Here is a 14,724-nt window from a genome sequence, read left to right as displayed (position 1 = left end):
ATCAATTATAATGGCATTAGATTCAAAAATTCCACATGGCCCAATATCGGACAAATGGACAGATTATAAAGATCATATTAATTTAGTAAACCCTGCAAACAAACGTAATTTAGATATTATTATCGTTGGTACAGGTTTGGCTGGAGGTTCAGCTGCGGCTACTTTGGCTGAGCAGGGATATAACGTAAAAGCTTTCTGCTTTCAGGATTCACCACGTCGTGCGCACTCTATTGCAGCACAAGGGGGAATCAATGCAGCAAAAAATTATAAAGGTGATGGTGACTCGGTTTACAGATTATTTTATGATACTGTAAAAGGGGGTGACTACCGTGCTCGTGAAGCAAACGTTCACCGTTTGGCTGAAGTTTCGGCAAATATTATCGACCAGTGTGTGGCTCAAGGGGTGCCATTGGCTCGTGAATATGGCGGACTTTTAGATAACCGTTCTTTTGGAGGAACTTTGGTTTCCCGTACTTTTTATGCACAAGGACAAACCGGACAACAATTATTGCTAGGAGCTTATTCTGCAATGAACCGTCAGATTGGTCGTGGAAAAATAAAAATGTACAACCGTCACGAAATGCTTGACATCGTAATCGTGAACGGAAAAGCAAGAGGTATTATTGCTCGTAACTTAATCACTGGAGAAATAGAAAGACATTCTGCTCACGCAGTAGTAGTTGGTTCTGGAGGATACGGAAACGTGTTTTTCTTGTCAACAAACGCTATGGGAAGTAACGCAACAGCTGCCTGGAAAATTCATAAAAAAGGAGCATTTTTCGCAAATCCTTGTTACACACAAATTCACCCAACTTGTATTCCGGTTTCTGGAGATCACCAGTCAAAACTGACTTTGATGTCTGAATCGTTACGTAATGACGGACGTATTTGGGTTCCGGCAAAATTAGAAGATGCAAAAGCAATCCGTGAAGGAAAGAAAAAAGCAACTGATTTATCTGAAGCGGAGAGAGATTATTTCTTAGAAAGAAGATATCCTGCTTTTGGTAACTTAGTACCTCGTGACGTAGCATCTCGTGCTGCAAAAGAAAGATGTGATGCCGGTTTTGGTGTGAACAAAACAGGTGAAGCTGTTTACCTGGACTTTGCTGCAGCGATCAAACGTTACGGAACTGAAGAAGCTTTCGTAAAAGGTTTAGATGCTAATGATGCTGCTTTGGTAACAAAATTAGGAGCTGAAATCGTGAAAAGTAAATACGGAAACTTATTCCAGATGTATTACAAAATCGTTGACGAAGATCCTTATACAACACCAATGATGATTTACCCAGCGGTTCACTACACAATGGGTGGAACTTGGGTTGATTATAATTTAATGACTACAATTCCGGGATGTTTCTCAATTGGAGAATCTAACTTCTCTGATCACGGAGCAAACAGACTTGGAGCTTCTGCTTTAATGCAAGGTTTAGCTGATGGATATTTTGTATTACCTTATACTATTGGAGATTATTTAGCTCCGGATATTAAAATGGGAGAAATTTCTACAGATTTACCGGAATTCTTAGCAGCAGAAAAAGAAGTAAAAGATCAAATCGACAGATTTATCAATAATAAAGGAACTCATTCTGTAGATTATTTCCACAAGAAATTAGGGAAAATCATGTGGGATAAAGTTGGTATGGCTCGTAATGCTAAAGGTTTAGCTGAAGCTATCGAAGAAATTGCCGCTTTACGTGAAGAGTTTTATAAAGATGTTAAAGTTCCTGGAAGCGCTAACGAATTTAATCAGGAATTAGAGAAAGCGACACGTGTTGCCGATTTCTTAGAGTTAGGAGAATTGTTCGCGAAAGATGCATTACACCGTAATGAGTCTTGTGGAGGTCACTTCCGTGAAGAATACCAAACAGAAGAAGGAGAAGCACTTCGTGATGACGAAAACTTTGCATACGTTGCAGCCTGGGAATACAAAGGAAAACCAAGTGATGCCGTATTACACAAAGAACCTCTGGTTTACGAAAACATTAAATTAGTTCAAAGAAGCTACAAATAGTATTTAAGAAAGTTCAGACTTCTTGATACTTAAAACTTATACAAAATGAAACTTACATTAAAAATATGGCGTCAGAAAAACGCCCAAGATAAAGGGGGAATTGTTGATTACCCAATCGACGGAATCGAACCAGATATGTCTTTCCTTGAAATGCTTGATGTTCTTAACGAGCAATTGATCAATAAAGGAGAAGAGCCAGTAGCATTTGACCACGATTGTCGTGAAGGAATCTGCGGAATGTGTTCTTTGTTCATCAACGGAGAAGCGCACGGACCAGACAGAGGAGTAACAACTTGTCAGCTGCACATGCGTATGTTTAAAGATGGTGATACGATTTTTATTGAGCCATTTAGAGCAAAAGCTTTCCCGGTAATTAAAGATTTAGTTGTTGACAGAAGTTCTTTTGACAGAATTCAACATGCTGGAGGATTTGTCTCGGTAAATACTTCAGGAAATACAATCGATGCAAATACAATTCCGATTAACAAACACGATGCAGATAAATCATTTGATGCTGCTGCTTGTATTGGTTGTGGAGCTTGTGTTGCAACTTGTAAAAACTCATCAGCAATGTTGTTCGTTTCTGCGAAAGTATCCCAATATGCATTATTACCTCAAGGTAAAGTAGAAGCGGTTGATCGTGTATTAAACATGGTACACCAAATGGATTTAGAAGGTTTTGGTAACTGTACTAATACCGGAGCTTGTGAAGTAGAATGTCCTAAAGGAATTTCTCTTGAAAATATCGCGCGTATGAACCGTGAGTATTTAGCAGCAAGCTTAAAAGGATAATCTAAATTATATTTAGTTTAATAAAAAAACGCATCTGCCATAGCAGATGCGTTTTTTGTTTTGCAATAATATTGCATTAAATGCTTAAATTTACTCCAATAAAATGAATCCTAATGAATGATAGTGAATTAGTAAATTATACTAAGGAAGAGCGTAAAAAACATATCCTAAAAGAGATTAACCTCCATACCCGTGTAAGTTTTGAAACGCTTTCGGCTAAGTTAGGCGTTTCAGAAGATACCGTTAGACGCGATATTAATGAACTTGAATCAGAATCATTATTGATTAAGGTAAAAGGTGGTGCTATGACAAAAGGGTATCATTATACATCATCAAATCAAACATATGAAATCGAGTCAAAGCAAATCATTGCTCAGAAAACAGTGAATTTGCTACATGATGGTATGGTATTGTTGCTTGATGGGGGAACTACGATTAGGGAGTTTATTCGATTAATTCCGAATGATTTAAATCTTACTATTTTTACAATTACTGTTGTTACAGCGGTACAGCTTTTGGATAAACCTAATATAAAAGTCATCATGATTGGGGGTAGCGTGTCATCTTACAGTCAAATGTGTGTGAGTGGAGAGGTATATCATCAATTGGCAAATATTAAGGCAGATTTATTGATTTTAGGAACAAATGCTTTAGATGTAGACGGTGGGTATTCTGATTCAGATTGGGAAACCGTACAAGTAAAAAAAGCGATGATTCAGGCCTCAAAAAAAACAGCAATTATAACAATTACCGAAAAACTCAATACAGTGCTGAAAATGAAAATTGCAAGTTTATCTGATGTTGATTATATCGTTACCGAAGTTGATTCGGAAAACGAAAAGTTAAAGGCTTATAAGGCAGCTTTTCCAGATTTAGTTCTTATTTAGCTTTAAGCCAAAAAAATATAAAATGAAAATCGCACTTATACAATCAGATCTTTATTGGGAAGATGTTTTTAAAAACAGAAAAAGCTTTGAATCGAAGATAAATCAGATCGATTCCAGCGTTAATTTGGTGGTTCTTCCTGAGATGTTTTCAACAGGATTTACTATGAATGCTCCCGAAGTTGCTGAAACTATGCAGGGTGAAACCGTACTTTGGCTTCAATCTTTGGCAAAACAAAAAAACTTCGCCATTACAGGAAGTTTGATTATTCTTGAGAATGAAAAGTATTATAACAGAATGCTGTTTGTTTTTCCGTCAGGCAAAATTGAGTATTATGACAAGCGACATTTGTTTTCGCTTGCAGGAGAAGATCAATTTTACACCAGCGGAAAAGAAAAAGTAATTGTAGAATATCTGGATTGGAAGATCTGCCTACAGGTTTGTTACGACTTAAGGTTTCCGGTTTTTGCCCGAAATGTCGAAAATTATGACCTGCTTTTATATGTTGCCAATTGGCCTAAAGTGAGAACGAATGCTTGGGATACTTTACTAAAAGCAAGAGCAATTGAAAATTTAAGTTATGTGGCAGGCGTAAATAGAGTAGGTCTGGATGCCAACAATTACGAACATGTTGGACATTCACAAGTCATTGATTTTTTAGGAAATTTTATTCTGGAACCACAAGAAACCGAGTCTGTTTTTATCGTTGAATTAGATAAAAAAGCCATGATAGAAACGCGAAAAAAACTCGATTTCTTAAATGATAAAGATATTTTTGAGATTAAAATCTAGAACGCTGTTCTTTTTTTGGCGTCTTCTTTTTTCTTCTTGTCAAGTTGTTTTTTCTCGACTTCAGGATTATATGGTATGCTTAAATCGATTGTTTCGTCTACATCCCAATTGGTTCTTACATCAACTTCTTTTTGGTAATAAAACACTTCCTCAGCATAGGTCTTGCTTAGGAAACTTCCAGCGTCATACCTTTTGTTTTTATTATCATCGTAGGTTATTCGCAGCGTAAAGGATTCAGGCTGCAGTAAGTCAAAAGTGATTTTTGTATTTCCTTCAGAATACGCACTTGCGAGTACAACATCTCCTTTTTTATTCGTAATCTCAACAATTATAGGAAAACGTTTTACATTTCGTAAATTCAAAACAAGATTTCCGTAATCTGCGTGTTCTTTTGTAGTTAATTTAAAAGCAAGCGTGTCGTTTGTTTTTTCGTAAAAATCAGTCAGTGCACCTGGGAAAAATGTCATATTGTATTTGTCGACCGGTTCTTTTTTAAAGTCGACATATAGTTTTTGTTCGAATTCGTCATATTCCGTAGTAAAGTCTACAGCCACGGAATCTTTGTTGACTAAGGTCATCTTTGATTTGTCAAATTTAACCAATGGTGTTGCTGATTCTAAGGTAAAACGGTCTCTGAAATTTATAACTCCGTTTTGTACGGCTGTAATATTTAAGGTGTCTTTTTTGAGGTCTTTTACTTTAAATGAAAAACGTTTGTTATAGGTATCCCTGCTAACTTCCATAGACAGAGAATCTGCTTTTAGTGGTTTATACCAAACTTGTAGAGAATCCTTTTTAGGAAAGGCAGTTACAATTGTTTCCAAAACTTCATTATTGTGTTTCAGTACAATTTTAGGTTTAGACTCCTTAAAGTTTTGTTTTCCTTCATAAGGCAGATACAATCTGTTTCCGGATGCCTGAATAGGTTTAAAAGTTTTTAGCGGAAGCACTTCTTTAAATAATTCTAACTCAAATACAGTGTCATTTGGTACCGTGATATAATGTTTCAGGAATCCAATTTTATCATCTTTTGGATTGTATCTGTTGTTTCCGCCTTTGTCCTTTAGTGCTACCAACAGATATTTTCCTGCCTTTAAATTTTCTAATTTAAAAGTTCTCAAACTATCTAAAGTATTGGTAATGTATCTGGGGCTTTGTTTGTAAATTACTGAATCTTTAAAAGTATCATTCACTTCATAAAGCATTACAGATACAAAATTATCTACATTTTTTTCGTACGCATCTTTAATTTGTCCGCTAATAGAAAGCGAATCAATATAAGATCCTGTCGAAAAAATATACTTAAACTGATTGATGGCATTTCCTTCATTATTGTCTGCAATACTTTGCCCGAAGTTAAAGCTATACGTTGTATTAGGCTGTAAAGTATCTTTTATCTTTATCGTAATAACTTTACTTGCAGTTGTTGGCAAAATCAACGGCTCATGTTTCATAGGAGGCGAAATAATAAGCTGTTTGTTCAGGTTTTTAAGCTTTACATATTCATCAAATCCTAAAATAATTTCGTCTCCTTCAAAATTAGTACTCATGTTCTTTGGAGAACTATATTTTAAAACCGGAGCAAGCGTGTCTTTTAATCCGCCGGTAATGCTGCCTCGTTTGGCGCAGCTCAACATTAAAAATACCAGTAAAAAGGAAATATATCTGAAGTTGTTTTTCAACATAATGTTTTCTGAATTTGATTGCACAAAATAACGATTATATTTGCTTTAATTGAAATTTTTTATCCATTTATTAGGATTTGTAGCTTTCGTCAAGGGTTAATTTTTTTAAATTTGAAATTACCGCCACGATATAATTTCTTACTTTTGATTTTAAATATAATTTTTCCCCGTTTTGACAAAAAGATTTTTCGTTGGTGTATTGTTTTTTTTACTGATTTCTTGTGGTAAAAATGAAAAGCCAGTCGTAGCTTTTTATTATTGGAAAACCATCTTTAAATTATCGGAGACCGAGAAAAAAGTCCTGCAGGATAATGAAGTCAGTAAGCTTTATATTCGCTATTTCGACATAGGTTTCTATCCGGAAACCAAAGAACCAATCCCTATAAGTCCCATTCGTTTTCAGGAAAATAGTAATGCTTTTAATGTAGTTCCGGTAGTTTTTATTCAAAATAAGGTCATGTCTTTGCCTCATCTTGATATTGATGATTTGGCTCAGAAAACCGTTGGGTTGGTCGAAGAAATTAATGCTAAGAATAAAATTTCTTGTCAGGAAATTCAAATCGATTGCGATTGGACATTAAAAAGCAAAGCTAATTATCTTAAATTTATAGAACAATTTAAAAAACTTTCGAAGAAAAAACTTTCGGCAACAATTCGTTTGCATCAGGTGAAGTATTTTAAAAAGACTAAAATTCCGAATGTCGATTCAGGAGTTTTAATGTATTATAATATGGGGACAATTGCGCCGGATTCGTTAAATTCGATTTACAGCAAAAAAATTGCCGGAAAATATTTAAAGAGCCTGAAAAAATATCCACTGCATCTCGATTTTGCTTTGCCCATATATTCCTGGGCAGTTCATATCCGGAATCAAAAAGTAATTGGATTGCGTTCGAAAATCAATGCGAAAGAACTTAAAAAAGATGCTAATTTTGAACTGATTGACGGTCTCTTTTTTAAAGTGAAAAAATCAAATTATAAAAATGGAACTTTTTATGAAGAAAATGATTTGCTTAAAATAGAAGCCATATCTTCAGAAGATTTAAAAGAAATGGCAGAAGAATTAGATGATAATTTAGTTCAGCGCCCAAAGGAAATTATATTTTACGATTTAGACGAATTCAATATTAAAAACTATGAAAAGAATATTTTTAAACAAGTTATTTCTTGTTTCTAGTGCTGCTTTACTTTCTGTTTACGGAATAATTCATGCGTGTGGAGGCGGAGATGACTGGGATTTCTTTGGTTATAATTCTAACTTTACGCCTGAAACATTTACTGACAAATCATATTCGCCGCTTTTTTTGTCCGGCGATGTTTTCTACGGAATTGGTTTTGATACGCAACACAATTCAAGATTCAATGACGATATAAAATCGGATTGGAGTACGTTTTTGAAAGGAAAAATAGATACGGCAACCGTAAATTATTTTTTAATAGGAGAGGAAACGCCAAGATATTCTTCTGAGAAAAAAACGGCTCAAAATAAAACAGATATTACGCAGCTTCATGTTTTCTTTAAAAATAAAAAAGAAAATCAGACTTCATTAAAATGGGGTAAAAAGATTGATTTGAAAGATGCAAAAGTGATGGGTTTTGTCGAATTTTTGTATTTGGCACAAAAAATAGAGACTGTTTCGATAAACAATGATTATTGGAGTTATGATCCCGTTGTGGCAAAAACTTTTGATGATTTAAAAATGATTCAGTCCATCGAGAATGTTTACAATACAACCTCAGATTCATTTCTAAAAAACAGATATTGGTTTCTTACCATGAAAGCTTATTTTTACAGCAGCAACAAGAAAAAAGCAATTGAGTTTTTTAATAAAACCGAAGCTTCTGTAGCGAAAAATACGTTGTATTACCGCGCCCTTTCTTACGTGGCGGGAATAAACTATCAGCAGAAAAAGTATTCGACTTCAAATTATTTGTATGCGCAGGTATTTGATAAATGTCCTGAATTGCGTGTGGTGACTGCTTATAGCTTTCGTCCGCAAAACGATGCCGATTGGAACAAGTCTTTGGCAATGGCAAAAAATAATAAAGAAAAAGCAGCACTTTGGGCCATTCATGGTTATTATAAAGATGAAGCTCAGGCCATCGGAAAAATTTACGAATTAGATCCCAAAAGTGAACATCTAAACTATTTGTTAACCAGATTGGTGAACAATCAGGAGCAGGCAATAAATAATTCATTTGAGGTAAAAACAAATGTTGACGATTATAATTCGCCAACGGTTAAACAAACAGTTACTGAAAACAGAGAAGCAAATAAAGCTAAAATGAATGCCAAAGCGTTTGATTTAGTTTCTAAAATTGCTGCTGCAGGAAATACCGAAAAACCTTATTTGTGGGATATTTCATTAGGATATTTGCAAACTTTAAAAGGTGATTATGCCGCCGCCGATACTAATTTGAATAAAGCGGAGAAAACAATGCCAAAAACCGAATTGGCCAATTACCAACTGAGATTACTTCGTTTTGTAAATAACATGAGTAAAATCGATAAACTCACCGATAAAAACGAAAAAACAATCCTGGCCGATTTGAATTGGTTGTATCAGGAACTTCCAAAAACGTACAAGGGTCAGGAATTCCGTTATCAAAATGCGGCGCAATGGAGCAAGAATTATTTGGCTACGTTATACAAAGCAAAAGCAAATCCTGTAATGGAGGAGTTATTTGGCGGCGATTCTCATTCGAATTTGTATTACTGGGGTGCAGGGAATGCTTTTTATGATAACGAGAAGAATTTGTTAGATATGAAAGGATTTTTGGCTAAGCCAAATAAAACCGAGATCGAGAAAATTGGGGTTGGAATTTACTATCTCAAATTAAAAGATATTAATAATTTTCAGGCAGTTCAGGCAACATTCAACAATAAAATTCCTGAAGCGATTGCGTTTATTCAGCAAACAGATTCAGTTCAGCACTATACTTTCTTAGGAAATCCGTTTAACGGGAATATTAAAGATTGTCATGATTGTGATCACACAGCTTATCAAAAAAAGAAATATTCTCAACTTGAATTTTTGAATACCATAAAAGCCATGCAGGATAAACTGGCACAAAAAGAAGATGTCTATACGAATAGTTTATTGCTTGGGAATGCATTCTATAATATCACCCATTTCGGGAACGGCAGAACTTTCTATGAAACCAGTATTGTAGGTTACGGTTCAAATCCGTATTCGTTTAGGGATTCGATGAAAAAAATGATTACCAATTGTGATGTTCCTAAAATGTATTATCAAAAAGCATTTGAAGCTGCAACAACAAAAGAGCAAAAAGCAAAATGCATCTATATGTTGGCGAAATGCGAGCGAAACGAATATTATAATAATAAGTTCAATGATCTGAAAAACTGGTGGGACGCAAATGATGATAAAATTAATTTTATAGCATGGAGTGGTTTTAAAACTTTGAAAAAAGAGTATTCAGACACAAAATACTATCAGGATGTAATTGCAGAATGCGGTTATTTTAATACTTATATAAATCAGTAAATGTAATTAAGATGGTCAATAAGATTGAGCATATCGGAATCGCGGTAAAAAACATGCAAGATGCTACTATTTTGTTCGAAAAATTATTAGGCGTTCCATCATATAAAGAAGAAGTGGTGGAGAGTGAAGGAGTCTTAACGTCTTTTTTTCAAACAGGAACCAATAAAATTGAACTTTTGATGGCAACAAATCCGGAAAGTCCAATTGCTAAGTTTTTAGAAAAAAAAGGAGAAGGGATTCATCATATTGCTTTTGATGTCGAAGATATACATGCAGAGATTGCTCGCTTAAAAAACGAAGGTTTTGTCTTGATAAATGAAGTCCCAAAGAAAGGCGCCGACAATAAATTGGTAGTTTTTTTGCATCCAAAAAACACAAATGGGGTTTTAGTAGAGCTTTGCCAGGAAATCAGATAAAAAAATATTTTTTAAGAATCTGAAATAATCGATTGAAAATCAATTGTGTTTTAAAAAGACTGACTATTATTTGAAATTAATTAGAAATCATATCCCAAAATATTTGGAGTGAATTAAAAATAGTAGTAATATTGCATCCTCAAACCGGTCCTATAGCTCAGCTGGTTAGAGCACCTGACTCATAATCAGGTGGTCCCTGGTTCGAGCCCAGGTGGGACCACATAAAAATGCCTTTACAGAAATGTAAAGGCATTTTTTTTTGGAGTTTTTTAATGATTTTTTTGTCTGAAAAATCTTTAATATCATGTCTGTTAACTGATTAGCTGTTGTTTGGTGGTGAAATGTATTAATGTTGAGGTTTTAAATTGTAAAATAATACATAAATAATTAAAAGATATTTTGCTTTTTTTTGGGTCTATTCTTACGTTAAAAAGTTATTTTTACTTATTTGGTCGTTTTTTGCTTTAAATCTTGTTTTTTTGTAAAAAACATATACTTTTGTCAAATATTTGCGTCTAAGCCCCTGTTTTTGTGCGAATTATATTAAATTTTAATAAATTTAACAATCTACCTTGCTGTAATGCAGCATGTTAAAATTATGAAGCGAATAAGAATAGTTTTTTTGTTGTTTTTTATTGTTTTGGTTTCGATATCAAGTGTTAAAGCAGGAGTTCATCCTCCTAGTCCTCAAAATGCTCGATCAGCAAATATGTTAGGGGATGAATCTGAAGGTCCACCGCCGCCAGATTTTGAAATGCCAATTGATACAAATATTGTTTTCTTATTGGTTGCGGGATTAGTTTTAGGTACTACTGTTGTATATAGGCATAAAATAAAAAAAGCTTCAATGTAAATTGAAGCTTTTTTTGTAGAAACGAGTTTTTGAAATTATTTATTGATGGAATAAAGTCTTGATATGTATTTTCCAACCACATCAAATTCCAGATTGATTTTTGTTCCAACTTGAAAGCTTTTAAAATTGGTATTTTCGTAAGTATACGGAATAATCGAAACACTAAATTCGTTTGTTTTAGAGTTTACAACTGTAAGGCTTACTCCGTTTACAGTTATTGATCCTTTTTCGATGGTGATATTGCTGAGGTTTTTGTCGTATTCAAAAGTATAATTCCAGCTTCCGTTTGCTTCTTCGATTTTAATGCACGTTCCTGTTTGGTCAACATGACCTTGTACAATATGTCCGTCAAGGCGGTCGCCCAATTTCATTCCTCTTTCCAGATTTACAATATCGTCAACCTTCCAGTTGCCAATATTTGTTTTCGAAATCGTTTCTTCAATAGCAGTTACCGTATAAAAAGAGTCCTTTATCGCGACAACCGTCAGGCATATTCCGTTATGCGAAACGCTTTGATCTATTTTTAATTCATTTGTAATCGAAGCTTCTACTGTTACGTGAAGATTGCTTTGCTCTTTTTTTATTTCGTGAATCCTTCCAAGGGTTTCTATAATTCCTGTAAACATTGTTGTTTTATTTTACTAAATTTGCACATCAAAATTAGTAATAAATAACCTGAGCTCATGAATAAAAAAGCAGAAAATATAATTGTTGGAATTTCAATTGGAGATTTAAACGGTATTGGAAGCGAAGTTATACTTAAAACATTCGAAGATTCTCGCATGTTAGAAATGTGTACGCCGGTTATTTTTGCCAATGCTAAAATACTTTCTTTTGTAAAAAAGAGCTTTACTTCTACAGTTCAGTTTCATGGCGTTGATAAACTCGATCAGGTTGTGGTTGGAAAAGTAAACGTATTTAATCTTTGGAAAGAAGGAGTAGATATCAATTTAGGGACAAACGATGAGAAAATTGGCGAGTATGCTATAAAATCATTTGTTGCGGCGACTAAGGCTTTAAAAGAAGGTTTGATTGATGTATTGGTTACAGCGCCCATCAATAAGTATAATATTCAGTCAGAAGATTTTAAATTTCCAGGACATACCGATTATTTAGATCAGGAATTAGAAGGGAATGCATTGATGATGATGGTTCAGGATAATTTGAGAGTGGGTTTATTGACGGATCATGTTCCTTTAAGTGAAGTTTCTTCGCATTTGACAGAAGAATTAATTACAAGAAAAATTGAAACCGTCAGAAAATCTTTGATTCAGGATTTTAGTATTGTAAGGCCGAAAATTGCTGTTTTAGGATTGAATCCGCATGCGGGTGATGGCGGCGTAATAGGAAAAGAAGATGATTTGGTTTTAAAACCTGCTTTAAAGAAAATATTTGATGCCGGAACGATGGTTTTTGGACCATTTTCTGCCGATGGTTTTTTTGGAAGCGGTCAATATGAAAAATATGATGCTATTGTAGCAACGTATCATGACCAGGGATTGATACCTTTTAAAACATTGTCTTTTGGAAAAGGAGTAAATTACACAGCAGGATTAAATAAGATCAGAACATCGCCGGATCATGGTACAGCATACGATATTGCTGGAAAAGACATGGCAGATTATAATTCATTTAAAGAGGCAGTTTATCTTGCAATAGATATTTTTCACTCGAGAAATCAGTACGAAGAGATTACTCAAAAACCTCTTAAAATAAAAGAAAAACAGTTATAAACAAAAAAAGGTGAATAAGATTATTAGTTTTATAATAATTTTATATCTTTGCACCCCAATTCAGGTATCTGATTTTTAGATACGAGTTGGCGAAATTGATGTTGAAATGAGCAAAACAAAAGAATTTTTAATTCCTTTCATAGGGTTAAAGCTAGGAAAACACCATTTTGAGTATCAAATAAGTAACACGTTCTTTGCGAACTTTGATTACGACGAATTTCAAAGTTCAGATATCAAAGTAGGTTTAGTTTTAGATAAGAAAAGCAACATGTTAGAGTTGGAATTCAAACACAAAGGAACTGTAAATGTGCCTTGTGATCTAACAGGCGAAGATTTCGATCTTCCTATAAAGGGAAAAATGAAATTAATTGTTCGTTTTGGAGATGAATTCAATAATGATAACGAAGAGCTGTTGATCTTACCGCACGGAGAACATGAAATAGATGTTGCGCAATACATTTATGAAATGATTGCCCTTTCGGTGCCGCTAAAACGAGTTCATCCAGGAGTAAAAGACGGAAGTTTGCAAACCGAAGCCTTGAAAAAACTAAATGAACTGACAGTAAACAAAGTCAAAGAACAAAAAGAAGAGAGTAAACAAGAAGAAGATATTGACCCGCGTTGGGACAAATTAAAGAAACTATTAACGGATAAATAATATAGTAAAATGGCACATCCTAAGAGAAAAATCTCGAAAACAAGAAGAGATAAGAGAAGAACACATTATAAAGCTACTGTAGCTCAAATCGCTACATGTCCTATTACTGGAGAAGCACATTTATACCACAGAGCTTACTGGCATGAAGGTAAAATGTATTACAGAGGGCAAGTTGTTATCGATAAATCTGTAGCGGTTGCTTAATACGTTTTTGTAAATGATACTAGAACTCTCACATAGTGAGAGTTTTTTTTGTTGGTTATAATTTTCTTTTTTTAAGAAAATGCATACAAATTCATTTCGTTTTTTTTTGTAATTTTCAAGTCTTTTAAAAATTTTTCAGGTACGTAGTATTTGAAACGAAATAATAGAATATAATGAATACAATCACAGCCGCAATTACCGCTGTTGGAGCTTATGTTCCTGACTTCGTTCTTTCGAACAAAGTATTAGAAACAATGGTCGATACCAATGACGAATGGATTACTACTCGTACTGGAATTAAAGAAAGAAGGATTCTTAAAGATGCTGATAAAGGAACGTCGTTTCTTGCCATAAAAGCAGCACAAGATTTAATTGCGAAAGCAAATATTGATCCTTTAGAGATTGATATGATTATAATGGCAACAGCTACTGCCGATATGCCGGTAGCCTCTACAGGAGTTTATGTTGCAACAGAAATTGGAGCTACAAATGCATTTGCATACGATTTGCAAGCAGCCTGCTCAAGTTTTTTATACGGAATGTCAACTGCTGCAGCTTATGTGCAGTCAGGGCGATACAAAAAAGTACTGTTAATTGGTGCCGATAAAATGTCATCAATTGTAGATTATACAGACAGAGCAACTTGTATTATTTTTGGAGATGGAGCGGGAGCTGTTCTTTTTGAACCAAATTATGAAGGCTTAGGCTTGCAAGATGAATACTTACGAAGCGATGGTGTAGGACGCGATTTTCTTAAAATTCCTGCCGGTGGTTCTCTAATACCAACTACTTTAGAAACCGTTCAAAACAATCAACACAATATTATTCAGGACGGAAAAACCGTTTTTAAATATGCTGTAACGAATATGGCTGATGCAAGTGAGTTGATTTTGAAAAGAAACAATTTAACTAACGAAGATGTTAATTGGTTAGTGCCGCATCAGGCAAACAAACGTATTATAGATGCTACTGCAAGCAGAATGAATCTTGAAGAATCAAAAGTATTAATGAATATCGAAAGATATGGTAATACAACTTCAGCAACGTTGCCGTTGGTATTAAGCGATTTTGAGCACCAGTTCAAAAAAGGAGATAATATTATTTTTGCCGCTTTTGGTGGTGGATTCACTTGGGGATCTATTTACCTAAAATGGGCTTACGATAAGAAATAAATTAAAACTAAAAA

General features: G+C 34.3%; 14 protein-coding genes and 1 tRNA gene. 13 read left to right on the top strand and 2 right to left on the bottom strand.

The window, feature by feature from the left end:
* Positions 1–10: 10 nt before the first annotated feature.
* The 4 genes from B0M43_RS03355 (at position 11) to B0M43_RS03340 (ending at position 4,480) form a co-directional block, all read left to right on the top strand.
* Positions 11–2,011 (top strand): fumarate reductase/succinate dehydrogenase flavoprotein subunit, encoded by a 2,001-nt coding sequence (locus B0M43_RS03355; protein WP_078006846.1) that lies wholly within the window; start codon positions 11–13, stop codon positions 2,009–2,011.
* 45 nt (positions 2,012–2,056) lie between these two features.
* Complete coding sequence (locus tag B0M43_RS03350; RefSeq protein WP_065448677.1) at positions 2,057–2,803, top strand: succinate dehydrogenase/fumarate reductase iron-sulfur subunit; 747 nt, start codon at positions 2,057–2,059, stop codon at positions 2,801–2,803.
* Positions 2,804–2,916: 113 nt separating this feature from the next.
* On the top strand, positions 2,917–3,690 hold the full coding sequence (locus tag B0M43_RS03345; protein ID WP_065448799.1) for a DeoR/GlpR family DNA-binding transcription regulator: 774 nt from the start codon (positions 2,917–2,919) through the stop codon (positions 3,688–3,690).
* A 22-nt stretch (positions 3,691–3,712) separates the two neighbouring features.
* Positions 3,713–4,480: an amidohydrolase gene (locus B0M43_RS03340; RefSeq protein WP_065448676.1), complete on the top strand. Its 768-nt coding sequence runs from the start codon at positions 3,713–3,715 to the stop codon at positions 4,478–4,480.
* Here the strand turns inward: B0M43_RS03340 and B0M43_RS03335 are convergent.
* The gene (locus B0M43_RS03335; protein ID WP_078006847.1) at positions 4,477–6,165 is read right to left on the bottom strand and encodes an Ig-like domain-containing protein; all 1,689 of its coding nucleotides are present in this window, start codon (positions 6,163–6,165) and stop codon (positions 4,477–4,479) included. The two genes, B0M43_RS03340 and B0M43_RS03335, sit on opposite strands and share 4 nt — an antisense overlap.
* Positions 6,166–6,337: 172 nt before the next feature.
* On the opposite strand from B0M43_RS03335, the gene B0M43_RS03330 reads away from it, so the two are divergent.
* The 5 genes from B0M43_RS03330 (at position 6,338) to B0M43_RS03310 (ending at position 10,943) form a co-directional block, all read left to right on the top strand.
* Entirely contained in the window at positions 6,338–7,342 is a 1,005-nt protein-coding gene (locus B0M43_RS03330) for a hypothetical protein (protein ID WP_078006848.1), read from the top strand.
* Positions 7,302–9,674, top strand: a complete 2,373-nt coding sequence (locus tag B0M43_RS03325; RefSeq protein WP_078006849.1) for a hypothetical protein — start codon at positions 7,302–7,304, stop codon at positions 9,672–9,674. The genes B0M43_RS03330 and B0M43_RS03325 overlap by 41 nt, the downstream gene beginning before the upstream one ends.
* 11 nt (positions 9,675–9,685) lie before the next feature.
* Complete coding sequence (mce, locus tag B0M43_RS03320; protein ID WP_078006850.1) at positions 9,686–10,090, top strand: methylmalonyl-CoA epimerase; 405 nt, start codon at positions 9,686–9,688, stop codon at positions 10,088–10,090.
* A 146-nt stretch (positions 10,091–10,236) separates the two neighbouring features.
* Positions 10,237–10,310: transfer RNA gene (locus tag B0M43_RS03315), tRNA-Ile, on the top strand.
* Between the two features lie 378 nt (positions 10,311–10,688).
* Positions 10,689–10,943 carry a hypothetical protein gene (locus B0M43_RS03310; protein ID WP_123921785.1) on the top strand — a complete coding sequence of 85 codons (255 nt, stop codon included), beginning with the start codon at positions 10,689–10,691 and terminating at the stop codon, positions 10,941–10,943.
* Positions 10,944–10,978: 35 nt separating this feature from the next.
* On the opposite strand, the gene B0M43_RS03305 is transcribed toward B0M43_RS03310, so the two are convergent.
* Entirely contained in the window at positions 10,979–11,569 is a 591-nt protein-coding gene (locus B0M43_RS03305; protein ID WP_078006852.1) for a riboflavin synthase, read from the bottom strand.
* Positions 11,570–11,626: 57 nt separating this feature from the next.
* Here B0M43_RS03305 and pdxA point away from each other — a divergent pair, with 57 nt between their 5' ends.
* The 4 genes from pdxA to B0M43_RS03285 all read left to right on the top strand — a co-directional run bounded on the left by pdxA (position 11,627) and on the right by B0M43_RS03285 (position 14,710).
* A complete protein-coding gene (gene pdxA / locus B0M43_RS03300) occupies positions 11,627–12,676 on the top strand; it encodes a 4-hydroxythreonine-4-phosphate dehydrogenase PdxA (protein WP_065448669.1) in 1,050 nt (349 codons plus the stop codon).
* Positions 12,677–12,782: 106 nt separating this feature from the next.
* Positions 12,783–13,334: a DUF177 domain-containing protein gene (locus tag B0M43_RS03295; RefSeq protein WP_065448668.1), complete on the top strand. Its 552-nt coding sequence runs from the start codon at positions 12,783–12,785 to the stop codon at positions 13,332–13,334.
* Positions 13,335–13,343: 9 nt separating this feature from the next.
* Positions 13,344–13,538 carry a 50S ribosomal protein L32 gene (rpmF, locus tag B0M43_RS03290; protein WP_007137315.1) on the top strand — a complete coding sequence of 65 codons (195 nt, stop codon included), beginning with the start codon at positions 13,344–13,346 and terminating at the stop codon, positions 13,536–13,538.
* Positions 13,539–13,711: 173 nt separating this feature from the next.
* On the top strand, positions 13,712–14,710 hold the full coding sequence (locus B0M43_RS03285; protein WP_065448667.1) for a beta-ketoacyl-ACP synthase III: 999 nt from the start codon (positions 13,712–13,714) through the stop codon (positions 14,708–14,710).
* Positions 14,711–14,724: the final 14 nt, after the last annotated feature.

Origin of the sequence: Flavobacterium sp. KBS0721, from assembly GCF_002007065.3 — a bacterium.
In the GTDB taxonomy this organism is placed as follows: domain Bacteria; phylum Bacteroidota; class Bacteroidia; order Flavobacteriales; family Flavobacteriaceae; genus Flavobacterium; species Flavobacterium piscis.
Note: the sequence above shows the minus strand (reverse complement) of the source record. Positions and strands in the feature narration are given on the sequence as shown.